The 24895-nt window shown below is 33.5% G+C and carries 20 protein-coding genes, 1 pseudogene and 1 riboswitch; of the genes and pseudogenes, 17 read left to right on the top strand and 4 right to left on the bottom strand.

Annotated elements, in window-relative coordinates; translation table 11 throughout:
• Positions 1-212 precede the first annotated feature (212 nt).
• From CHB72_RS00855 to CHB72_RS26150, 3 genes are all read left to right on the top strand, one after another.
• Positions 213-1862, top strand: a complete 1650-nt coding sequence (locus CHB72_RS00855; protein WP_089280967.1) for a spore germination protein — start codon at positions 213-215, stop codon at positions 1860-1862.
• A gap of 16 nt (positions 1863-1878) precedes the next feature.
• Positions 1879-3063: a Ger(x)C family spore germination protein gene (locus CHB72_RS00850; protein ID WP_089280966.1), complete on the top strand. Its 1185-nt coding sequence runs from the start codon at positions 1879-1881 to the stop codon at positions 3061-3063.
• A gap of 185 nt (positions 3064-3248) precedes the next feature.
• Entirely contained in the window at positions 3249-3404 is a 156-nt protein-coding gene (locus CHB72_RS26150; RefSeq protein ID WP_176431118.1) for a hypothetical protein, read from the top strand.
• On the opposite strand, the gene CHB72_RS00845 is transcribed toward CHB72_RS26150, so the two are convergent.
• Positions 3397-4494, bottom strand: coding sequence for a GerAB/ArcD/ProY family transporter (locus tag CHB72_RS00845; protein WP_089280965.1), 1098 nt, complete (start codon positions 4492-4494; stop codon positions 3397-3399). The genes CHB72_RS26150 and CHB72_RS00845 overlap by 8 nt on opposite strands.
• A gap of 966 nt (positions 4495-5460) precedes the next feature.
• Between CHB72_RS00845 and CHB72_RS00835 the strand changes: the two genes are divergently transcribed.
• Together CHB72_RS00835 and CHB72_RS00830 are read left to right on the top strand one after the other, a co-directional pair.
• The gene (locus CHB72_RS00835) at positions 5461-6312 is read left to right on the top strand and encodes a DegV family protein (RefSeq protein ID WP_089280963.1); all 852 of its coding nucleotides are present in this window, start codon (positions 5461-5463) and stop codon (positions 6310-6312) included.
• A 462-nt stretch (positions 6313-6774) separates the two neighbouring features.
• The gene (locus CHB72_RS00830; RefSeq protein ID WP_141131280.1) at positions 6775-7254 is read left to right on the top strand and encodes a hypothetical protein; all 480 of its coding nucleotides are present in this window, start codon (positions 6775-6777) and stop codon (positions 7252-7254) included.
• 188 nt (positions 7255-7442) lie between these two features.
• Here CHB72_RS00830 and CHB72_RS00825 read toward each other — a convergent pair whose 3' ends face one another.
• Positions 7443-8735 (bottom strand): hypothetical protein, encoded by a 1293-nt coding sequence (locus CHB72_RS00825; RefSeq protein WP_089280961.1) that lies wholly within the window; start codon positions 8733-8735, stop codon positions 7443-7445.
• Between the two features lie 100 nt (positions 8736-8835).
• Positions 8836-9774 carry a hypothetical protein gene (locus CHB72_RS00820; protein ID WP_089280960.1) on the bottom strand — a complete coding sequence of 313 codons (939 nt, stop codon included), beginning with the start codon at positions 9772-9774 and terminating at the stop codon, positions 8836-8838.
• A gap of 236 nt (positions 9775-10010) precedes the next feature.
• Here CHB72_RS00820 and CHB72_RS28065 point away from each other — a divergent pair.
• Positions 10011-10109, top strand: a pseudogene (locus tag CHB72_RS28065) (DUF2087 domain-containing protein); the annotation flags it as partial.
• Between the two features lie 53 nt (positions 10110-10162).
• On the opposite strand, the gene CHB72_RS00810 reads toward CHB72_RS28065, so the two are convergent.
• Positions 10163-11284, bottom strand: coding sequence for a tyrosine-type recombinase/integrase (locus CHB72_RS00810; RefSeq protein WP_089280959.1), 1122 nt, complete (start codon positions 11282-11284; stop codon positions 10163-10165).
• Between the two features lie 282 nt (positions 11285-11566).
• On the opposite strand from CHB72_RS00810, the gene CHB72_RS27175 reads away from it, so the two are divergent.
• The 11 genes from CHB72_RS27175 (at position 11567) to CHB72_RS00750 (ending at position 24193) form a co-directional block, all read left to right on the top strand.
• Positions 11567-13036 carry an arginase family protein gene (locus tag CHB72_RS27175; RefSeq protein WP_242974994.1) on the top strand — a complete coding sequence of 490 codons (1470 nt, stop codon included), beginning with the start codon at positions 11567-11569 and terminating at the stop codon, positions 13034-13036.
• Between the two features lie 93 nt (positions 13037-13129).
• Positions 13130-13320, top strand: a riboswitch (cobalamin riboswitch).
• A gap of 80 nt (positions 13321-13400) precedes the next feature.
• A complete protein-coding gene (gene thiC, locus CHB72_RS00795) occupies positions 13401-14699 on the top strand; it encodes a phosphomethylpyrimidine synthase ThiC (protein ID WP_089280958.1) in 1299 nt (432 codons plus the stop codon).
• Positions 14700-14789: 90 nt separating this feature from the next.
• Positions 14790-16076, top strand: coding sequence for a B12 lower ligand biosynthesis ThiC-like protein BzaB (gene bzaB / locus CHB72_RS00790; protein ID WP_089280957.1), 1287 nt, complete (start codon positions 14790-14792; stop codon positions 16074-16076).
• 27 nt (positions 16077-16103) lie between these two features.
• Positions 16104-17174, top strand: a complete 1071-nt coding sequence (gene cobT / locus CHB72_RS00785; RefSeq protein ID WP_089280956.1) for a nicotinate-nucleotide--dimethylbenzimidazole phosphoribosyltransferase — start codon at positions 16104-16106, stop codon at positions 17172-17174.
• The gene (locus tag CHB72_RS00780; RefSeq protein WP_089280955.1) at positions 17167-18693 is read left to right on the top strand and encodes a DUF2284 domain-containing protein; all 1527 of its coding nucleotides are present in this window, start codon (positions 17167-17169) and stop codon (positions 18691-18693) included. The genes cobT and CHB72_RS00780 overlap by 8 nt, the downstream gene beginning before the upstream one ends.
• Before the next feature lie 4 nt (positions 18694-18697).
• On the top strand, positions 18698-20020 hold the full coding sequence (bzaD, locus tag CHB72_RS00775; protein WP_089280954.1) for a B12 lower ligand biosynthesis radical SAM protein BzaD: 1323 nt from the start codon (positions 18698-18700) through the stop codon (positions 20018-20020).
• Between the two features lies 1 nt (position 20021).
• Positions 20022-21521, top strand: coding sequence for a B12-binding domain-containing radical SAM protein (locus tag CHB72_RS00770; protein WP_089280953.1), 1500 nt, complete (start codon positions 20022-20024; stop codon positions 21519-21521).
• Between the two features lie 157 nt (positions 21522-21678).
• Positions 21679-21888 carry a hypothetical protein gene (locus CHB72_RS00765; protein WP_089280952.1) on the top strand — a complete coding sequence of 70 codons (210 nt, stop codon included), beginning with the start codon at positions 21679-21681 and terminating at the stop codon, positions 21886-21888.
• 321 nt (positions 21889-22209) lie between these two features.
• Positions 22210-22362, top strand: a complete 153-nt coding sequence (locus CHB72_RS00760) for a helix-turn-helix domain-containing protein (RefSeq protein WP_207652467.1) — start codon at positions 22210-22212, stop codon at positions 22360-22362.
• A 109-nt stretch (positions 22363-22471) separates the two neighbouring features.
• A complete protein-coding gene (locus tag CHB72_RS00755; protein WP_089280950.1) occupies positions 22472-23230 on the top strand; it encodes an NADPH-dependent oxidoreductase in 759 nt (252 codons plus the stop codon).
• Between the two features lie 285 nt (positions 23231-23515).
• A complete protein-coding gene (locus CHB72_RS00750; RefSeq protein WP_176431117.1) occupies positions 23516-24193 on the top strand; it encodes a TetR/AcrR family transcriptional regulator in 678 nt (225 codons plus the stop codon).
• Positions 24194-24895: the final 702 nt, after the last annotated feature.

The raw sequence follows: 24895 nt of genomic DNA, 5'->3' as shown, positions 1-24895 counted from the left end.
ATGAAACTGATCATAAAATGGTACATACACAATATGAAGAAGATGTTAAAGATTAATTGAATGATTTCAAAAAAAACAATTTCTTTCATTAAATACAACATTAGTTAAAAGAGTTTGAATAAGGAGTAAGCTATTATATAAGAAGGAATATAATAGCAAAAAAAACAAATAATAAATTACATGACTAACTCCAAAGGGGAGATCATAAGACTATGAAAAAATTTAGAAGGACTAAAAAACCTATAAGAATAGGAAGCAACTTTAATCGAAAAGAAGAAAAAAAAAATAACAGACTCCAAAGTGTCTTTGAAGAAATTGAAATAAAAAGTGAAAAATCTCTTGAAAAATGTTTGTTATCAGATAAATTGGAGGATAATTATGAAAGCATCAGCAGTATTTTTAACAATTGCTATGGGGTTATACTAAGAAAATTTACCATTGGAGAAAAACAAGTAGAGAGCTTTATTGTATATATAGACGGTATGGTAAATCGAGATGATATTAATCAAAATGTGTTAAAGTCTTTGATGACAGATATTAAGAATACAGACTATGAAAAAGAAAGCTATCAAGAAAATTTATTATCACTGGTGATGAATAGCTTGATTTCTGTAAGTGAAGTAATACCCGTCTATTCCATTAAAGAAGCAGTTAAATTTATATTGAAGGGTTACTGTGTGATTTTTATAGATGAAAATAATGGAGCCCTGGCCATGAATACCGTAGGAGGAGATGCCCGTAAAGTTTCAGAGCCTTTGGTAGAGACTGTTCTGAGGGGTCCTATGGAGGCTTTTGTGGAGGATATTAATGTTAATACTACATTAATTCGCAGAAGAATTAAAACCCCTGATTTAAAGATAGAAAAGTTTAATTTAGGGCGGTTGAGTCAAACTGAAGTAGTTATGTGTTATATTGAAGGCATTGCTGCTGAGGATGTTCTTAGTGAAATAAGACAGAGGTTAAGTCGAATAGATACTGATGTAATCATAGAAGGAGGAGAGATAGAGTTCTTTACAGAAGATAATTGGCTCTCTCCCTTTCCACTATCGGAAGTTACAGAAAGACCTGATAGTAGTGCTGCTTCCTTGGCAGAAGGGCGGGTTGTTATTATTGCTGATGGTAGTCCCTTTGTACTAATTGTACCAGTTACCTTTAGCTATTTTTTTACTGCACCAGAAGACTATTACAATAAATTTTTTTCTTCATCCTTTGTTAGATTATTAAGATATTTTGCCTTTTTTATTACATTGACACTTCCGCCTCTTTATGTGGCAATTACTACTTACCATCATGAAATGATTCCATCTATTTTATTGATTTCTATTGCCAATGCCAGAGCAGAGATTCCTTTCCCTGCAGTGGTTGAAGCTTTTTTCATGGAAATAACCTTTGAAATTATTAGAGAGGCAGGGGCAAGGCTTCCCATATCTATTGGTCAATCACTAAGTATTGTTGGTGCTCTAGTAATCGGAAATACTGCAATTCAAGCAGGGTTGGTATCTCCTGGTATGGTGATTGTAGTTGCCATTACTGCTATTTCCTCTTTCTTGATTCCCAAAATTAATTCTTATAGAGCCATTAGCGTTCTACGATTTCCAATGCTCTTACTGGCATCGACAATGGGTGTTTTTGGTATAATCGCTGGTGTATTAACACTGCTAATTCATTTAGCATCCCTAAGGTCCTTTGGGGTTCCTTTCTTATCACCCTTTACACCAATTAGCTTAGAAGATTGGAAGGATACATTTATCATGCTGCCAAAGTGGTTAATACACAAACGGCCAACCTTTTTACAGCATAATAATCAAGTTCGTACTGAAAGGGGATTGGCACCAAAACCACCAAATAAAGATAATGAATAAAATGAGGTGTATGTAGATGAAAAGAAAAACAAAATTGTTTTTTTTAATCATCCTTATGGCATTAATCTTAGCAGGCTGCTGGGGACAAAAAGAGGTCAATGATTTAGGCATTATTCAGGTGACGGGGATTGACAAAGAGCCTGATGGAAATTTCCGGATGACGGTATTGGCGATTATTCCTATAGGAGGGACTGAAGAATCTTTAGACAGATCAACAATTTGGATTGGAAGTGCTGTGGGAACAAGTATTAACGATGCTAGTAAAAACCTAAGAGCTATTGCTCCTAAACGGTTAGTATGGATAGATAATAAAATTATAGTCGTTGGAGAAGAGATGGCACGGCATGGACTAGATGAAATTATGGATTTCTTTATAAGAACTAGAGAATTCAGATATAGAAACTCAATACTAGTTTCCGAAGGAAAGGCATTGGATACTTTGTCTATTCCAGCTGATATTGAGGAAGGTTTACCCCAGGAGCTTGAAGGTATTATTAGAAATACTGAGGAATGGTTAAAAGCCTATGTCCCAGATTTAAATGATTTTTTAATTAAGTACTTAGATAAACATATAGAAGCTGTTGCTGGTCGACTCACTTATTATGAAACGGATATAGATACTTTTTCTACTTCAAGAGAAGAATACAAAAGTATAGAAGATAATGGCGAAGATAAGAAAAAGAAAGTAGTTACAGTTAAAGGTAGTGCTGTATTTAAAGGAGATAAGCTGATAGGATGGTTGGATACTGAAGAAACAAGGGGATATCGTTTGATTATCGGGGAAATAGACTATGGCGCTGCTACTGTTAAAAATGATGACCAACTGGTAAGTCTGGAAGTCAGAAATTTAAATAGCAACATTGAAGCAAAGGTAAAGGAGGAAGAAATTTTATTTACTATAAAGCTTAAACTAGATGGGGACATAGTAGAAAATTTAGGTCGAGACAATGTTTTAGACGAAAATGCTGTAAAGGACATACAAAAAAGCTTTGAAGCTTATCTTATAGAAAGAATGGACAAGACAATTGCAAAAGCTCAAAGAGAATATGAATCGGATTTTTTGGGCTTTGGAAGAATTCTTCATAGAGAGTATCCTAATGTATGGAAGGAAATACAAAATGATTGGGACACAATATTCCCTAGAGTAGAGGTGAAATATGAAGTAACGGTGAATGTAGACAGAATGGGTGAGCGTTTTTAGACGAAAGATAGTAATAAAGCTGACTCGTATAAAACTATTTCAAATAATATTTTGGGTTCAAAGTAGAGAGAGCTTCCCCGAAGGGGAAAGGAACAAAGGGTGGTTTTTATTGTCTCTCATAGGTTTGTAGAGATAATATAGCTGCCCCTATTCTATTAAATAAATTAAAAAGGTGGTAGATGCAGATGACTATACTAAATTCCTATAATATGCTAGCTCTAGTTATTGGTATTATAATTATGACAGCAGGTCTAATATCTGCCTACATTGCACAAAAATGTCTATTTGTTAAATATAGAGGAAAGACAAATCATGTTAGGAATAAAAAGGATACTAGGTAGCACTTCCCCGCTTTTTTAATAGGAGAGCCATAACAAACAAAAATAGCTCTAAACCACTTTGAACAAAGATCGCTAAAAAAGGGTAGCTATAAAAGACGAATCGAAGTGCGGCAGTGTCGCTTTCAAAAGAAGTAATACTGAGGGCAAAGGAAATCAATACAACAGGATATACCAACGGTTTATAGCTACTTAATTCAACCACCTGGGATATTCCTAAGCTTGAGGCCCAAATCAGACTGGCACCAGTCATAATGCCGGCCCCAACAGCAATAGACATCCAGATAATCTCAACCCGTTCAAAAAAATTACCTAATTGAATATATTTTGTAAGCTGAAGGCCAGGATTAACCATGATACTAGCATGATCTATACCAAAAACACCAATACTGGTAACGACGATTATTAGAATAGCAAAAGATCCCATAGTGACTGCAATAAACTTAGCTAAAAATCCGTTTTCTGGTTTATTGCAGATGGGAATGTACATGGACATCATAATGCAAATACCAATGAAAGACAGCATAAAAGGAGTACCCGTTAAGGCTGGATAAAACCCTTCGTATAACTGAGGCTTTAAATTATCTAGCTTTATTAGAGGAGCTAGTAAGATAAACAACACTATAAAGCTAAAAAAATATAAAGGTCCCAAAATTTCACTGACTCTTGCCATGCTTTCAATACCATTTTTAACTGCATAGGCAATAATAAGATAACATACTGTCAGAGGTACGCTTATTGGCATTTCTGGAATAAAGGCATTGCTGAGCAGCAAAGCTAAAGCCCTCATTAAAATAGAACAAATCAATATAAAATAAAGGGGAAAGAGAATACCTATTATTTTTCCTATGTACTTTCCTAAAATGGTTTGACTGTATTGAATAAAATTTTCCCCTGGAAATCGAATCCCCATATAAGCATAGACAATAGCAAGAAGAACATCTAAAAGCCATGCTCCAAGAATCGCCAGCCAAGCATCCTGATGACTATGTAAAATTAGAAGTCCAGGTACCTGTAAAGCGGTAAAACTGGTAATAATTATAAAAAGCATCCATACAAATTGGTGGGTACTAATAATTCCTTTTTCTTGCATCAGCTATCATTCCTTTTCCTGTACAACATTTATCACACTCTGTTGTCATATGTAATTTGAGCAGCAGGTATACTATATAAGGCTTCTTTTCAATCTTATAGTCAATTAAAAGCGCTTAAATATAGACTCCCCTAAAGGACTTAATAAATTATGGATATGATGTAATATAGAGGGTAAGCCCATTTTGTTTGAGACATAAAAGAGGATAGCGACACTTACCATAATTGATAAAGCAATAAATTCTTTCCACTGTTTTTTTTTACAAAGGGAAATACTTTCTATTAAACACATTAGTAAAAAAATCGAATAAGAGAATGACACTATTTCCACTACTCCTTTTGATTTAATGAGATTTAACCATTTATCAAAAGATATAAACAGCAAATTTTTTATAATATATAGAAAATTATGTACTTTCATAAATTGTGGATAAGTCATAATTTCCGTAATGTATTTCAACATAAGTAGACAACCATAAGCAGGTGACCAAAATCTTTGATTTTGTGTCAATCGCTTATACAGAGTGCAAGTTTGATTTGTAACTTTTGTGTTGGTCACTTAGTTGGTTCATCTAAAGTCTATCTATAAATCTTCCAAAGGAAGACGTTGTTCTTACTAGTAATTGTTTTATTATGTTCAATTAGTTAGAGACTTATTCAATAGGTACTCATGCTGATTCTTTGATTTAGACAAGAAAATAGAGGTGAACAAAGTGGAAGACAAAAGAAAAACCTTAGATCTAACTGATAATGTAAATATTTCTATATAAATTACTAGACAATCTATAAAGGTATAATTTAAATTTGTTGAATAACCGATTGAGAAATGATATGATTAGTAAAATTTAACTGTTAAAAATCTTAATTAATAACCATTATTTTTCTGAGCATATTACTAATAAGACGGTTAAGAATGAGTATATAGTTCTATTAGATATATATAATGTTAAGTATAAGGAGGAAAACCATGACAAAGATAGCCATTGTTTCGGATTCTACCAGCGACCTAATAGACGATATAGTAAAAAAGTATGACATAAAGATATTACCCCTAAAAGTAGTATATTCTGATGTAGAAGAGTATAGAGATCGAATAGAAATAACACCAGAGGATATATATGAAAGATTCGATAAAGATATTCCCACAACATCACTACCTTCTCCTGAGGATACAATTAATCTTTTTAGGAAGTTAGAGGAAGAAGAATATACCCATGTAATTGTAACAACAATATCCACTGAATTAAGCGGAACTATGAATATGATTCGTAATGTTGCAGCGGATTTTAAAAATATGGTATTTGAAATTATTGATTCTAAAGCACTGACTATGGGATTGGGTTTTCCAGTACTAGAGGGAGCGAAGGAATTAGAAAAATCAAATGATTTTGAAAAGACAGTTCAAAAGATTAAAGACACTATAAAGAATACTGAAGTTTATTTTGTAGTGAAGACTCTAGAATATCTTAAAAAGGGTGGTCGTATTGGTAAGGTAGAAGGGACTATAGGAGAAATACTAAATATAAAGCCTATTATCTCAATTAATGAACATGGAATATATTATACCTTTAAAAAGGTAAGAGGCAGATATAAATCAATTCAAGAAATATATAATTTAGTTAAGGAAAAAGCAAGTGATAAAATGGTAAGCATAGCAGTAGCCCATGGTAATGCATATGAAGAAGCCTATACATTACTTGAGAAAATTAAAGAACTTAAAAATGTAAAAGATACTGTCTTCACCCAAATCAGTCCAGTTATGGTAGTTCATACGGGACCTGGTCTGATAGGAGTAGTAATATCTAAACATAATGAATAAATTATATTGGCACTCAGTAGAGTGTCTTTTCTTATTATATATTAAAATTTTAACGTTGTTAATTATATTTTGTATATTCTACTTGCAGATTCGTGAAAGTATAAAAAAATACAGTTTTTCTCACAGTATAGTAAAATAATGAAAAAAATTGCCGATATATTTTTATATGTATTTTTTTATTAGGAGGTGATTCTAATGTTTAAACTAGGAACACATGATAAGTGATTAAAAAATACTGAAAAGAAGCAGTATAGTAAATATAGAATATTAAATGCTATATTTTGCGAGGAAAGTAGTTACTGCAAGAAACATGATATAGTATTTAATTTTGGGGGTTGAACCACAGCTTGATATTAGTTAAAAATAATTGGGGTGAGAAATATGAATGGCATATCAAGAAATGTTATACGTGATCTGTATAATAAAGAAAGTAAGGTATCCTATGAAGAAAGTAAGAAAGATATGTTCAAAAAAAATTTAGAAAAAATAAAGCAGGTTTTAGAAGGAACTAATTTCAAAACAGAAGAAGAAAAAAGCAGATATGAGAATAAGCTAAATGAAAAGATTAAGTCAGGTGAAAAATTATCACAAAGTGAGATGAGCTATATTCAAAGAACGAATCCCATTATGTATATGCGTATCAAGCGGGTTCAGATGCAAAGAGAGATGTTGGAGAGGAAATTAAAACAATGCAAGTCTAAAAAAGAAGTAGCAGAAGCGCATAATCAGGCTATATCTATGATTCACGAAAAGGATCCAGATAAACAATTATTAGTAAGTGCATATAATAATGTGACCAAAGAATTTAAAAATACAAGAGAATATAGATCTTTACCTTTAGATATAAAGGATAAGAAAAATGGAAAAATTTCAAGGGAAAAGGAGCAACAAAAAGAACTTTTCAATAACTTTTCAAAATTATTTTTTAAAAAAGGATTGTAGTATAAAAACATATTGGTATACTGAATATAACGGCGCGCCGTAAATAAAACAAATTGAACTCATCAAAAAGTCTGGCTTTCTTTTAAAAAAGCCGGACTTTCGATGAGATGCATAGGTTTATGTATTTAGATTTATAGGACTTTGTTAATGAGATGATACTGTAGTTGATGTTTTTTTAAACTAGCAATCTATTGCATTGTTTCTATTATATTTTCAACTCTGTTAAAAAATGTTCTGCCTTCCATCACATTATCTGTAGGCATCGTAATTTCAAAAGAGTCTAAAGCCTTGATGGTTCTCTCCATAAAAAAGTCAAACGCTATCTTCTCTACACCAGTATTAATGTCTATGTTTAGATTTATTATAGTTTCATAAGTATGGCTATCTATTTTTTCAAATATTATGTTTAATTTGGTATTCTCTGCATAATTTTGAACTTCACTACGAAGTGTATCCATAGACGCATCAACCATAGATTTATAATGTTCTTTATTTGAACTTACTTCTTCAACAAAATAATCAATTTGATTACTGATTTCTTCAAGCATTGTATCAAATTCAACAGTAAGCGATTCTATTTCAGTTTCATCAAAATACATTCCCATCATATTATTATCATACATCTGTTCTTTAACAGTTTCAATATAAACAGGAAGAAATTCCTTTAATAATTCTCCTACTTCATTAGCATTATCTATAGAATAATTAGTAAAATCTTGTACTAAATCCAAGAAATCTATGATGCTAATGGATATCGTAAATTTATTATTTTCTTGGTTTACTAAATCCATTTTAAGATTACTGTAGATATCCATTGCTTTCTCTACAAAAGGTTCAAAACGTTCTATCATTTCATTTTGCTCCTGTTGTAAGAATTCTTGGTCAAATGAAGCATTACTTATCACTTGTTTCAAGAAATCTATTTCCCCTTCATCCATCTCACCTGATAACTCGAGTACATCTATATACAAGTCAAGAATTTCTTCCACAGTAAAACTAATATATTCAGTATCACCAAAAATAAGGGCAAAAGCAGTATTTATTTCCTGTGGCAGGGAATTAGTATCAACAAATTTTTCAATGAAGTTTTTGATATCATCTATTTTGACATAGTATGTATCCTCATTGGAAAGTATGGACAGGAAAGGAATCTTTTCATTATTAATCTTATCATTAACAAACAATGTAAGGGCTGCTTGTCTTGTATTGGTATCTTCTTTAAATTCATAAATAAAGGAATAATTTTCAATAGCATTCAAGACAAGCTGAGACTCGTCATCAAGATTTTCTAGAAAGCTTTGCGGCAGCTCTTTAATATTAATAGAAATTTCTCCTTGGGTCTCATACTTTTCTAGTTGCTCCATTTCTTCTATTAATCCTTCAAAGCTTAGTTCTTCCTCTGGAGATGAACAAGCAGTTGTAAATGTTAAAATCATAAAAATCAAAACGACACTACTAACAATTTTTTTGTATTTTTTCATTTTCTTACACTCCTTAAATTTTTTAAAAGATCTTTTTATTGCTGTTTAGTATGGAGTACGAATATATAGTGTGCTGCAGATGAAGTAAAATGTGGATTTATTAGAGCCACTCTAGGTTGCCTACTGGTGATTTAACTTCTTCCCATAGCTTTCTAAAGGTACTATAAGCTCCTAAACCAGCAAAGAGTAGACCTAGTATTGTATCAAAAATAAATGCGCTAGTGATTTCTGGATCCGTGAAGGGCAATTCAAAAGTAGCACGCAGCACATCAAAAATAGGTATATCGAAACCTGCATTTGTAAGTTCTCTGTAAAAAACAATATCAAGAGTGACAAATTGAGCCAGAATGAGTGCAGTAAGACTTGTTAGTCCTATAATCCATAATGATACACTGGTTATCTTACCTTTGAAGAGGAGATAGCCCTTTACAGAAGCAACAATGATGGCAAAACCAGCAAAAGAAGCAATATATCCAAGGAGACTGATGATAACCCATATGATAGAGCCCAATAGTGCACCTAAAATAGCACCTAATGTGCCAAAAGCATAATTATTATCTATGTCTTGATATTCAACCATTACCTCATTAATATTATCAGAGATAGAGGTATAGCAGATAGGACACAATGTGGTGGCAATATTGTTATAGCGAGCAAATTTTTGTTTGCCCTCACTGTTGCAAATAAAACAAGCGGGTTTAGCATCAATTTTCTGAAATACATCTACAAGATTATCCAGCAAGCTTTCTAATTCCTTTATTGGAAATCGTCCAAAAAGTTTCGTTTTTTTTATGGTTAGTGAGCCTCTATTGATTTCATAGTTTTGGATTTCTTTTTTGGCCACCATACCTTCCAGTATAGAATTTAGCTTTTCTTCATGGGAAGAGTCCTCAAAATTAAGTGCTGTAAAAACCGTGAGAATATTGTTATTATTCTCATAGCGTCCAATTGCAAACTGATAGCCTTTATAATCTCCCCAAGCTTGTTTTTTGTCACTCTGGAAACCGTAATTTTCTTCAAAATGTTTAAATTGTTTCATAAGTATCAAACTCCTTTCAAACAGTATTTTCTGGATAATATTAACACAAAATTTGACAAGAACCAACAGGACTCTTTACCTACTTTTATAGTGGGCTATATTTAGATTTAGGGGTAATACTTGTAAATTTTCAGGGACTTTGAAGAGTTTATGATACAAGTGCAAAATTCAAATAGAGATGTAAAACAGTAGGGTAAAGTACCAATTGACAAGCAAAGAAATCGCAAAAAGAAAAGAAAAAAGTTGTAATCTTAGCCAAAATAGCAGAACAGTTTGAGTATGGAAAACGGTATACTGAAAAAGAGTTAAAAGAGATGGTTTCATTTAACTCTTAAGGTTGATAAAATCACCTGTATTAAATGTCTTCGAACATTTATTTGGAATAACTCTAAATCTCATCTAACCATTCAAAGTTTTTGACAATTTCTCGTTTTACGTCCTTTTTATGTGCAGCATATAATTGCGTAGTGGTGACATTGTCATGGTCAAGCAAATTTTGAACATCATATATTGAAAACCCTTGTTGTATCAACGAAGTAGCAGCTGTTGCTCTTAATTTATGAGGGCTATATCCATTATCTCGACTTGTTCCTAGAGCCAACGATGTGTACTTTTTAACTAAATTCCGAATAGCTCTTATAGTCATGCGCTTATTTTGCAATGATAAGAACAGAGCATCTTTATCAATATCATCCAGGCTATGATCAGGAGAGCGTTGTTGGGTAATATACTCCTTAATAACTTTTTCGCAGGTTTTATTTAGAGGCATTAGAACCTCTTTCCCACGTTTGCGATAAATTTTAAAATCTCCTCTATTAAAATTAAAGGAAGAAATATTTAACTGCTGCAACTCACTTACTCTTAGTCCATAGGTAACAAATAATATAATGATTGCTTTATCTCTATACTTTGTTTTTTCCCAATAGATTTTTTCTTTATCAGTAAAAGTACTACCATTGTCAATAATATCTAACATTCTTGCTACCTCATCAATTTCAAGACGTTTAATAGCATCCGGTTGAGGTTTAGGAAGACGAATAGGATTAAAACCATCGGTTATGTTTTTTTCTATGATTTCATCCCTATATAAGAATTTAAATAATACAGATAAGGTAGATTTTTTTCTAGCTAAAGCCCTATTACGATTTTCAATAACTTTGATATATTCACCATTTTCCATTGTGTATCTTGAACAATAGTCACCTAAAAAACGATTAATATCTTTAGCAGTAATTTGGTTAAATTCATTAATGGATATAAGTTTAGTAGAATCAGCCTCAGTTAAATTAGATTCAGTTACTAAATATTTGCAAAAGAATAGTACATCTTCTAAATAAGCTAAACGAGTAGATAAAGCAACACCACTTTTTAAATAGAGGAAAAAATCCTTCATAAAATTAGGTAAGTGATTTTCTATTTCTAAGCATCTTTCTATGATTTCATTTTCTTTTAAAACAATATTATCAGGTTTATCAGATTTATTATGTATAGATATTTTATTTTTGACCATGTTATCACTCCTTGATATATACATTGTAAAATTATTGAAAAGAAGGAAATAAGTAATAGGTTTCAATTGTGAAATAAAGAATATGTTTCTTGTGCTGTTATAAACCATTATATCAAAAAACTAAGATGAAAAGTTAAAAATTTGGGAATCTGAGCCTCTATAATGGGGAAATAAAAAAGTATTGACCTTTGAGCTACTCCAACCTTTATACTAAAGGTATTCGGAAAATATTCAATGTCGAATAAAAATTGGTAATGGACAAAGCAAAAGGGGGTATATCCTATGGATATTAATATTATTGGTGTTCCTATATATTATGGTGCGGATAAAAGAGGTGGAGAATATGGACCAGAAAAGCTGAGACAAAAAGAACTATTAAAAATTCTTAGCAAAAACAGCCATCAAGTCTACGACCTTGGCAATTTATATGTTCCTGAGGTCAAGGATTATGATAAATTCTATTCCCATTCAAACTTAAAATACTTAGAGCCGATTGTAGAAGTCAATAAAAATTTGGCACACAGCGTATATTCTTCACTGAGAGCAGAGAGCTTTCCGTTAGTTATTGGTGGGGATCATTCCATTGCACTTGGTAGTATTTCTGGTGTTAGCCGTGCTTATAAGAATTTTGCAGTGATTTGGATGGATGCCCATGGAGATATCAATACCCATGAAACTAGTAGAAGTGGTAATATTCATGGCATGCCATTGGCAAAAGCAATGAATGTGGGTTATAAGGACTTAACGAATATCTATTTTGAAGGCCAAAAAGTTAATCCAGAAAATGTATTTATTCTAGGTGCTAGAGATCTTGATCCTGGGGAAATTGAATTAATCAAAGAAATGAAACTCAATGTTTATTCCGCAGATGAAATCAATGGAAAAGGGATTGATACAGTTATTAATCAGGTTAGGGTGAGTCAGCATTTTATGAAAGAAAAATTTTTAATAGGAGAGCTTTCTAAAATTTTCAATATAAGTACAGATACATTAAGGTACTATGATAAAATTGGATTATTAAAGCCTGATTATGATGAAGTTAATCGTTATCGCTACTATAGTATTGAGAAGTTTTTTATATTAAGTAGGATTCTATTTTTAAAAAACCTTGATATCTCTCTTGAAGATATTAAAAGTTATTTTAATAATCAAAATACAGATCATTTATTGATGCTTCTTAAAAATGAAGAGACTGAGATTGATATTGAAATTCATCGACTTATGAATTTAAAAAGAAAAATCACAAATAAAATTAATTTAATTGAAGGTGCAGATCAATACATCAATGAAATAAGAATTGAACGACTATCAGAACGATGGGGTGTTTTTATTGATATTGAAAATATAGAGGATAATTACGAGATAAAAAACTCCTTTAAGAAACATGAAGCCCACTTTAAGATATCTTCATGGCTTAATGAAGGACAAATCTATACTTCTATATCAAAGGAAGATATTCTAGGTCAGCGTTTTCAACGGTTTAACTACTTTATTGAAATCTTATCTAGAGGAGAAAATGTTAACACCCAAGTGAGAGTCTTGCCAGAAAATGATCATGCTTGTATTGTGTATTGTGGTTCCTATAATAAGATTGATCACTATTACAAGATGCTAATTCAATGGATTGATGAAAATGGTTATGAAATAGCTGGGGATTCTATTGAAAAAAATATAGTGGATTATGGATTCTCTGATTCTGAAGAAGAATATATCTCAGAAATTCAAATTCCTGTTGTATTAAAGGAATCATAATTGCAAAAACATTAGCTTTATGATTTTTTATTCTTATGCATTTATATATTGACAATATTTTCAATCTGAATTATAATATTTTTCATAATCGAATAAAAATATCAATTACTAGGTGCCTCTATTTAAGAGGAGAATAGGAAATCGGGTTAAAATCCCGAACGGTCCCGCCACTGTAACCGAGGAGTCTTTTGCAAAATGCCACTGTTTATTTACAAATAAATGGGAAGGCGCAAGTAAGATTATGATCCGGAAGTCAGGAGACCTGCCTGGTAATGAAGTGTTCTATATGTGAATCATGGTAAAGTTCGCGGTCATACGACTGCGGACTTTTTTGTTTGCCAATTTTATAAAGGAGGAAGATACGATGACTTTATTAGAAAGTGCAAGAAATGGAATCATCACCGATGAAATGAAACAGGCTGCTGTGAAGGAGGGAGTAACAGAAGAATTTATACGACAGGGGATAGCCAAGGGGGAAATCGTTCTACTGGGAAGTAACCATCACAAAGATGTAAATCCAGTTGCAGTAGGCACTGGATTATCCACCAAGGTTAGTGCAAGTGTGGGTATACATAATGATGACGATAGTATCACTGGAGAAGTAGATAAAATAATGACCGCAATTGCAGCAGGTACAGATGCCCTTATGGATTTAAGTGTAAGTGGTGATATAGACGGAATGAGGAAAGCAGCTTTAAGCGCTACAGCAAAGCCCATTGGTACTTTGCCTCTATATCAGGCGCTGGCTGATGCTAAAAAAAGAAGGGGTTCTTCATTAAAAATGACAGTGAATGATTTATTTGAAGTTATCGAAAAACATGCTTCTGAAGGAATAGATTTTTTAGCCCTACACTGTGGAACCACGATGGATATTGTTGAAAGGGCAAAACGTGAAGGAAGAATAGATCCTTTAGTAAGCTTTGGAGGAGCTCATCTAATCGGTTGGATGATACACAATCAAGCAGAAAATCCTCTATATCAATATTTTGATAGACTCTTAGAAATAGCAAAGAAATATGATGTGGTTCTAAGCTTTGCTGACGGCATGAGACCCGGCTGTCTTGCAGATTCACTAGACGGTGCACAGGTCCATGAACTTGTTATCTTAGGGGAATTAGTAACAAGAGCAAGAAATGCAGGGGTGCAGGTAATGGTGAAGGGTCCTGGACATGTTCCAATTGATCAAATAGAAACAACAGTAAAGCTGCAAAAAAGCTTATGTAAAGGTGCACCGTATTTTGTTTTTGGGCCACTGGTAACAGATAGTGCAGTAGGTTATGACCATATAAGTGCAGCTATAGGCGGTGCTATTAGTGCCTTTGCTGGTGCGGAATTTTTATGTTATGTTACCCCAGCAGAACATGTGGGGTTACCCAATAAGAAACAGGTTTATGATGGCGTGATAGCTTCAAGAATTGCTGCTCATGCTGCAGATGTAGCTAAGGGCATAGAAAAAGCAATGCAATGGGATTTAGAAATGTCACAGGCTAGGAGAAGTTTAGATTGGGAAAAACAAATGGAATTATCCATCGATCCTGAGACCGCAAGAAGAATGTGGAAGGAAAGAAGTGATGACTTCTCCTCTGAATGTAGTATGTGTGGAAAATATTGTGCAATGAAGATTGTTTCAGAATTTTTAAATAAGGAAAAAGCCTTAGCTTAGAAGAAATATAGATAGGCTTTAGATGAAATGCATTCGAAAGATTATGGCTTATGCATTAGAAAAAAGTGAGTTAATTTAGGAGGGAAAAAGATGAATCAAATAGAGACGGCAAGAGCAGGTAAGGTTACAGAAGAAATGGAAATTGTTGCATTACAGGAACAGGTAGAAGTTGAATTTGTCAGAAAAGGTGTAGCGGAGGGAAGAATCGTTATACCTAAAAATAGATTAAGAAACCGTTCAAAAATATGTGGTATCGGTGCAGGTTTAGATATTAAGGTGAATGCCCTGATTGGTACCTCCAGTGATAGAGACCAAATGGATATGGAGATGAAGAAGTTAAGGATTGCTGAAGAAGCGGGCTGTCACTCCTTTATGGATTTAAGTACAGGTGGAGACATAGATGGTATGAGAAAACAAACCTTATCCTCAGCTAACGTGGCTGTAGGAAGTGTCCCAGTTTATCAAGCAGGAGTGGAGGCAATAGATAAAAAAGGTAGTATCGTAGGTATGACTTCCGATGATCTCTTTGAAACTATAGAAAAACAAGCAGCTGATGGTATGGATTTTATGGCTGTTCACTGTGCACTAAACTTCGACATTATCAATACCCTTCAAAAAACAGGAAGAGTAACAGATGTGGTAAGTAGAGGGGGATCCTTCCTTACAGGCTGGATGCTTCAAAATCAAAAAGAAAACCCTTTATATGAAGAGTTTGATAGACTGCTGAAAATCATGAAGGCCTATGATGTAGTTCTAAGCATAGGTGATGCCATAAGACCAGGATCTACAGCGGATTCATTAGATCAGTCTCAGATCAAAGGATTAATGGTTGCAGGAGATTTGGTAAAAAGAGCTCTTGCAGCAGGGGTTCAAGTAATGATCGAAGGCCCAGGACATGTTCCACTAAACCATGTAAAGACCACGATGGAATTACAGAAAAGATTATGTCATAACGTTCCTTATTACATACTAGGGTTTTTAGCAACAGATATTGCTCCAGGATATGATAATATCACGGGTGCCATCGGTGGTGCTTTTGCTGGCATGCACGGTGCAGACTTCCTTTGTTATTTGACACCAGCGGAGCATTTAGGGTTACCTAATGAAGATGATGTAAGAACAGGGGTAATCTCTACAAGGATAGCGGCTCAAGCTGCAAATATTGCCAGAAAGCGTGGTCATGTTATCAACAATGAACTACAAATGGCCAAAGCTAGAGTAGAGATGAACTTAGATAAACAGCTTCAAAGAGCGATTCATCCTGAAATATTAAAGCAGGCAATGAATAAGCAAAAGGATTCAGATCATCATTGCAGTGCTTGTGGTGATGATGACTGTGCTATGCAGGTGGCAGCAAAATACTTTGGTATTGCATAAATGCTAAATGGGAAAGGATGATAATGAATGTGTGTTAAATTAGATGAAATCCTTCATGGAATTCAACCCAGTAATAAGGTATGGCGATTAAAAGCGAAGGAATACTTAAATCATCTAGCAATTCCTCCAGGTAGCCTAGGAGAATTACTTACATTAGCAGAACAATTATCAGCAATAAAAGAAACCTTGAAGCCTTCTGTAAGGAATAAAATGGTTATCGTCATGGCGGGAGATCATGGGGTAGTGGAAGAAGGTGTCAGTGCTTTTCCGCAGGAAGTTACCCCTCAAATGGTATCAAATTTTGTAAAGGGTGGTGCCAGTATCAATGTTCTATCAGAAGTGGTAGGAGCAAAGGTTGTTGTTGTTGATATGGGGGTAGCAGAGGATTTAACAGTGTTTATTGAAACAGGAGATGTTCTACCCTATAAAATAGATTATGGGACAAAAAACATGACCAAAGGACCGGCAATGACAAGAGATCAAGCTGAAAAAGCACTTCTAGCAGGGATTGAAGTAGTTAGCAAAATGATTCAAGAAAAGGGAGTAGAATTAATTGCCACTGGTGACATGGGAATAGGCAATACTACCCCCAGCAGTGCAATTGTGTCGGTAATGACTGGGAAAAGTGTTACTGAAGTTACCGGTAGAGGAACAGGTATAGATGATCAGGCCTTAGAAAATAAGATTCGCGCCATAGAGAAGGCGATAGAGATCAATAAGCCTGATGCTAAGGATTCTTTAGATGTTCTATCAAAGGTAGGGGGCTATGAAATAGCGGGAATTGCTGGGGTGATTTTGGGAGCAGCTTATTATAAGGTACCAGTTGTTATTGACGGTTTTATCTCTACTGCAGGAGCACTGATCGCTAAAGGATTGAATGCAAATGTGGTGGATTATATGATAGCTTCTCATAAATCTGTAGAAGTAGGTCATCAACATATGTGGCAGGAACTAGGTCTGGACCCTATACTTGATTTGAAATTTCGACTGGGGGAAGGTACTGGTGCTGTCATGGCTATGAATATTGTTGAAGCTGCTGCTCAAGTAATCAACAAGGTTCTTACCTTTGAAGATGCAGGGGTTAGTAAAGATGCTTAATTCTTTCTATGATCCTCAAAAATCTGGTGTTCAGTATTTAGAGGATTTGGCTTGTGCCTACTGGAATTCCCAGGTGATTTTTACTGCTGTGGAGCTAGAATTGTTTACCTACATAGGAACAGAACAAAGAACTTTAACAGAGATCAGCAAGCACTACACTAGTGATGAAAATGCAATGCAGCGCTTTCTCAATACCTTGACGATATTAGGATTGTTGGTAAAATATGGTGAGTATTATTATAACAGCCAATTGGCTTCGGAATACTTGATAAAAGATAAGGAAATGTATCAAGGGGATTCAATTTTATGGAGAAAAGAGCTATATTCCAACTGGCAGGATTTAAAGGATACTTTAATCCACGGAAAACGGCTCAACTATATTCCTGATGAAAAGGAGGAGATTCTGAAACAAAAAACAAAGAAATATATAAAAGCAATGGATTGCATAGCAAAATCCAAAGCTAAGGAAATTGTCAAACACTTTGAAGGACTTAACCTAGAGGGTAATCTCTTAGATGTAGGGGCAGGATCTGGTGCCTTTTCTTTAGCCTTTCTCCATGAATTTCCTTCTATGAGGCCAACGCTTTTTGATTTAAGCTCGGTAATTGATATAACAAAAGAAAATTTAGAAGGTTATCAGTGCAAAATTTCCTATCATCAAGGAAATATTTTAGAAGATTGGAACTTTAAAACAGAAAAATTCAATGTAATATTATTATCCAATATTCTTCATGCCTATTCAGAAAAGGAAGTGGAGCATATCCTAAATCAAGTAGCCAAATGGAGTGATGCAAATGGAATGATCATTATTCATGACTTTTTTATGGAACATCATTCCTTAAAGGCTGGACTATCTGATTTAAATATGATGGTAAATACCTACAACGGCAAGGTGTTTGAAGGGGATTGGGTATGTAAAACATTGAGAAGTCTTGGATTTTATGATGAAGGACTTATTCCTCTGAAAAGTGATACAGCCCTCATTATTGCTTCAAGAAAGAAGGAGCTTTTGAAGGAAATTCATAGGGAGCCAAAACAATACCTGATGCTAAAGCTAAAAGCTCTAGGTTTTAAGAACATACAGCTTCTATCTAGTGACGAGGTATGTTTCACTGAATCGGCGGAGGTAAAGTGTCAATTTGGTTGTGAGCATTATGGATTAGGGAAATGTCCTCCAAACAGTCTTCCTATAGAAAAAACAAAAAAACTTTTAAAAGAATTTAAATATGGACTATTGTTGGAGGGAGAACCCCCCACAAAAGACTTCCAGTTGAAAATCATCGCAGCTGAAAAAGAAGCCTATCAGCAGGGTTTTTATAAAGCATTTAGTTTGTGGGCGGGACCTTGCTCTCTATGTCATCAGTGTAAGCCCCAAAGCTCTTGTCCAAAGGCAAGACCCTCTATGGAGGGTTCAGGCATAGATGTTTTTGAAACAGTGAAAAACTTAAAGGAAACTCTTGAACCGGTAAAAAACAAAAATGATTATGTCAAATATTTTGGCTTATTATTATTGGAGTGATTATATGAAAATATTATTTATACAAGCTATGTCCACGGAAACCAGTACATCGGAAATGGTTTATCCTATAGGTATTGTTACTTTAGCCACGCTGATTAAGAAGGACTATACTGTTGAAATTTTCGATATGAACATTCAAGAGGATCCTTTTAGTCAGTTAAAGAAAAAATTAGAAAGCTACCAGCCAGAGATAATATGCATTTCCCTAAGGAATATTGATCCTCTAGGAAATAAGATGACCTCTCTTATTCCTCCCTTTGTAGCAACCATAAAAATGATAGCAGTCCTTGTCCCCAAAGGAAAAATCATTGTGGGTGGTACTGGATTTTCTCTTTTTCCGAAAAGAATTATGGAGGAATTACCAGAAATTCAGTATGGGATCATTGGTGAGGGGGAAAATACATTACCTAAGCTGCTGGCTAATTTAGAAAATCCTTCACACCTCAAGGGATTATGCTTCAGAGAAAAAGGTGAAGTGGTGATATTAAGCCCTTCTAAAGAGTTGGATATGGACTGTGATTATATTCAGCCAGATAGAAATTTACTAAGTCCAACCCTATATAATCATAGAAATAGCTATGTACAGACTATGGGGGTGGAAACAAAAAGAGGGTGTCCCTTTAACTGTAGTTATTGCGTATATCCTAATCTACAGGGAAAAAAACTTCGTTGCAGAAGTCCCAAAAAGGTAGTAGATGAAATAGAATTGTTAAATAAAGAATTTGGTATCGAAAGAATACATTTCACTGATCCAGTGGTTAACATACCGAGGGGACATCTAGAAAGCATATGTGAACTGCTAATAGAACGAAACATTAAAGTTCAATGGAGTGGATTTTTTCGAGAGGATTATTTAGATGAAGACAATATGATGCTTTTCAAAAACTCTGGATGTGAATGTTTTTCCTTCTCTCCCGATGGTCTTTCTCAGGAAGCCTTAGATGTTTTAGGGAAAGGTTTCAAGGTTGAGGATATCATAAGAGCTGCAAAGCTATCAGCTAAAACTGGTGTATTGAGTGTATATCACTTTATGGTGAATGTTCCAGGAGACAATGAAGATACCATAAAAAAGGGCATGGAGTTAATAGATGAAATTTATACTATTCATAGGGAAACCAAAAGTCTAGGCACTATTGTTCTAAACAATGTTAGGATTTATCCCAATACACCTATTTTTGAAATAGCTAGAAAGAAGGGGTTTATTTCCTCTTCCACAGATCTATTATATCCTGTCTATTACAATCCTGAGCCGTTGAGTAGTATGAGATATCAATTAGAAACCTTCCATCTGTGCAAAAATATTTTCATGTGGCAGGAGTTGAAATAAAATGAAAATCTTATTATTAGAACATCCTCGAAACATTGATGAGGAAAACATCAATGATATTGCTAATGCACCACTTTCCTCATGCTTGTTCACTGGATATATTGCGGGGGTGTTAAAACAACAGGACCATCATGTAGATATTACTGAAGGTAATCTAGAAAAAATCACCTATGAAGGAATATATCAGAGGATTAAAAACTGCAAACCGAAGATATTGGGGATACATATGGTATACCAATGGAAATCGGATTTAGAGCTATATCATCTTTTAGATAAAGTAAAAAATGAGGGTTTGGTATCTTATATTACAGCCTATGGTTATTATCCTACCTTTGCCTATGAAGAAATCTTCAAAGAGTGTAGCGCCCTAGATTCTATCATCCTTGGGGAACCAGAGATGACTTTCCTACAGCTTGTTGAAAAGCTAGAGGATCATGATATGCATCACCATTTGAAGGGGATAGCCTATAGGGAATCAACAAATAAAATACATATTGCATATGCTGAAGCCTTTGATGATTTAGATAGCATCCCCTTTCCAGAAAGGACCGTCGCTTCGTTATCTATAGGGGAAGTGAATATCATGGGAAGCAGAGGCTGTTATGGTAGCTGTAGTTTTTGTTATATCAATCCTTTTATCGGCAGTTCTTCTAGGTGGCGAGGAAGAAGCCCTGAAAATATTGTACAGGAAATTGATCAAGTTATTGCTAAAACTGGTATGAGATCCTTTTATTTTACAGATCCCAATTTTTTTGGCCCAGGAAAACAAGGACAAGAAAGAGCTATAAAATTGGCTTCTTTATTAAAGTCTAGAAATATACAATTTGGTATAGAAGCAAGAGTAAATGATATCCACGATGAATCCATAAAGGCTTTAGTAGATGCAGGGCTAAAGCATATCCTCATCGGCCTGGAAAGCGGCAAAGAAGAAAGCTTAAAAAGATTAAATAAAATGACCACCGTAGAACAAAACGAAAAAGCCTTAAAAATATTAAGAAAGTATGGCATAAAACCTAATGTAGGATTCATCATGTTTGAGCCAGATTCTACGGTGGAGGACTTGAGAATTAATTATGATTTCTTAAAAAGAAATGAGATTCTTAATAGTCTTGATATTACCGTCAATGTTCTTTACCATCATCAAATTATTCTTCAAGGAACAAAGTCCTACAAAGAATTAAAAGAGCAGGGTAGACTAAAACTGTCTTCTTTATCTACCTATGAAGGAAGTGCTGATTATAAAAATCCACAGGTAGCTCTATTTGCTACCATCATGAGGGAGATAACAAATTGTATCTTTAGCTGTTATAAGACTTTATGGTGTAACGGCACCTACAATGCAGTAGGTATGACGGAAAACTATGACAAGGTCAACACCATGTTAGTTCATGTGTTTGAAGAGACTTTAGCCTTGCTAGAAAAGGGCAATAGCATCGAGGATAGCTATAAAGCAAATACCATAAATTCTTCAAAGGAGTATATTTATAGCATATTAAAATAGATTTCCATCATACACATCTATGGTTAAGAAGCTTTCTTAAAAGAGAGCTTCTTTTATTTATAGTGGCTTTCCTGAAGCTATTCATAGTGAGACTGCACTTAAAATATTGAAAAGCTTTGCAGATAAAACTAACTTTAAGTGGCTTGGAGGTCTTACTATGGGATGTGGTTCTGCAATAAATGGCAGACCTATTAAACAAATAGGTGGTATGACTAGAAATATAGTCAAAGCCTTAGATATGGCTGCAAAATCAATAGTTAATGATGATACTATTCCTTCTAAAGCTATTGAATTGATGTCAAGCAAGTTATTCCCAGTATGGTTATATACTTTTTTTTGGAAATCAAGGTTGGAAAACTCAGGCTAAGCAGTTTAATATGCATAGGCATTTATATGCTAAACCCTACATAAAAAGGTAATAGATGATGACTTTAAGAGTCAAAAGGGCGGTTACATTTGACTCTTTTTGTTTGGTAAAATTTCTAATTTCTCGCTTCACGTCCTTTTTATGGGCAGCATACAATTGTGTAGTCGTAACATGAGCATGGTCATGATTAAGCAAATTTTGAACATCAAAATGTTATTATACAAATATAGGTGTAATATGATAGGTAAAGGGGTATAAAATATTAAAGAAATTAAGTGAACCAATGCAGAAAACCTAATAGAGCAGTTAGGGACTCATGATGTGGAGCAGCGGGTGGTGGATATGATTTTAAGTATGGCCGACGAGGAAAATAAAGTGACATTATCCATGAGCAAAAAAGATTTGGCAGACTATATCGGAACGTCACAAGAAACTTTTGGTAAATTTATAGTTATTATTGTAGACAAGAATTAGTTGATATAGACATAAGAATATAATTATTAAAGGGTGCATGCTTTTATGCAAGAATAAACAAATACAGAAATAAGTAAGGGAGAAATATTTATAATCGGAGGGATTTTTGATGAACCAGATAAATGAAATGATTCAAAGACAGCTTCAACATCGTACAATCCGTGAGTTTAAGGATATAAGCATATCCAGAGAAGTTTTCGATACATTGATGGAGATTGCGAGACGAACTGCAACCTCCAATGGCATGCAATCATATTCAATAATTCGTGTAACAGCCCCCTCTATTAAAAAGGCAATTGCAGAGGTTTGTAAACAGGAATATGTGGGAAGGGCACCAGAACTATTGATATTTATGGTAGACCAATTTAGAAATAATAACATTGCAAAGGAGAAAGGGCCGACAACTGAGAATGCAGCAGATATGGATAGATTCTTTCAGGGCTTCACCGATGCATGTTTAGCATCTCAAAATGTTGTTAATGCAGCAGAAGCAATGGATTTAGGTGCTGTATATTTAGGTAGTATTTTAAATGATCCAATAAAAATTTGTGAAGTTTTAAACCTACCTAAGCTAACATTTCCAGTAGTAGGATTGGGCATAGGATATCCCAATCAACATCCACAGCTTAAGCCAAGATTTGAAAATAGGCTTAGGGTTTTTGAAAACAGTTATAGGATTTTTGATAGTTATTTAGAAGAAATAAAGGATTACGATGAAGAAATGACAACCTACTATGACTTAAGGAATGCAAATAGGAGAGTAGATTCCTTCAGTGACCAAGTAGTGACGAAATTAGATACTTCTATGTCTAATAGACAAGAGATACTCAAGGCTATCCGTCAGCAGGGGTTTCAGATAGATATTTAAAATTTATTTTCTCTACAGGGTGAAAAGTAAAATTTGAAGGTTCCCTTAGGTTAAAGGGAACTTTTTGTAATGATTTGACTAATATGTTGAAATTACCATATAATATTGATATATTAGTTAGGAGATATAGGTTATCTCACCAAATAAATGATATATTCTTATCAGAGTATCTAGAATATGATATATTTAAATACGTAGAAGGAATTCGAACGTGCTCGTGTTGTATGATATCCCCTTGCGAATGCGTTCGGATTAGTTTTGTGGAGAGGTGTTTAATGTATGGGAATGATTACAGAAGAAGAAAAAATAAAAACAAGAAAAAAAATACTTGAAGCAAGTAAAAAAATGTTCGTTGAAAAAGGATTTGAAAAAACAAACCTGAGAAACATTGCAGGTGAAATTGGAATAGGGGTAAGCACAATATATGGATATTTTTCTTCAAAACAGGAGATATTTATAGCAACTTTTTTTAGTGATTTAAAAAAAATGGATGATGTAGATTATGGGATTAGATCTATGGATTATGGAAGTTTAAACCTGGATAATCTCAGTGAATTATTAACATTTTTGTTTATGTTCCATTTCGAAGAAATTAATAAACTGGACAAAGATATATTGAAACAATTTTATTGTTCCTTTTATTTGGCAGAAGAAATTAAAGAGAAGGAAAAAACCATTGCTTCTTGGGAAGAAGGCTTAAAAAAGAAGATCATGGAAATATTAAAAAACTGCGAGGAAAATAATGTTTTTCTTCTTCCTATAAATTTAGGAGAAGCAACTGAGGTCATCTATATAATTTACGAAAGTCAAATAGAAGATTATATAATGAAAAAATCATTAACAAAAGAAAATAGCAGAATAAAAATAAAAAGACTTATAAAGCTATTTTTACTGGGGAAGGTAAAAGTAAAAACCAGCTATGATGAATTTATGAAAATGTTTAATAAATTGGATAGCAATTAAGAAGCAGGACAGATAAGAGCATCTATTACACTGGAAATACAAAATAAATATGGCTAACTAGAATTCCAAGGAAGTTAATTCCATTGTTTTCCCTATTAATATAGAACTTGCAACTTATGATATAGATAACTTTTTTTATATTACTTAATTTATATTACTTAAATAGATGAATCGATATAATCAATATAAATATCTAACAGATAGAATAATGGCTTATAGACAACTGATTTGTAATAAGTTTTGTGACAACAGATAAATTCCATCAAACTATTCCCTAAATATACATTTAAAGAATAGTTTGATGAGCCAGTAAATAGGCCTGTCTCTGCATTGAAATTCTAGATAATGCTTTATATCCTTTTACTTATTTATGTATCAATAAAAACATTTAAAATAAATAATTGTATAAATAAATTATAATTCTCAAATTAGATCAAATCAGTTTGATAATTTATTTGGTTTATAATGAATCAAATCATTAACCTTTATAAATAATAAATTATAAAATATTATATCCTATAGTTACTAATTTTGTAAAAAATCATAGAAATTCACCTTAGCTATACGTGTTTTTTTGACATTGCCTCCATGAATTTTGTCGTTAAAGTGCATGGATCAATCAGTGATTCTTCGACAACATTTTCATAGTATTAGTTATAGTTATTCTATTACATTCGACATTTTATTAAAGTAATATCCAGT

This window comes from Anaerovirgula multivorans (genome assembly GCF_900188145.1).
Taxonomy (GTDB): Bacteria; Bacillota; Clostridia; order Peptostreptococcales; family Natronincolaceae; genus Anaerovirgula; species Anaerovirgula multivorans.
This window is presented reverse-complemented; position numbering and strand designations above follow the sequence as displayed.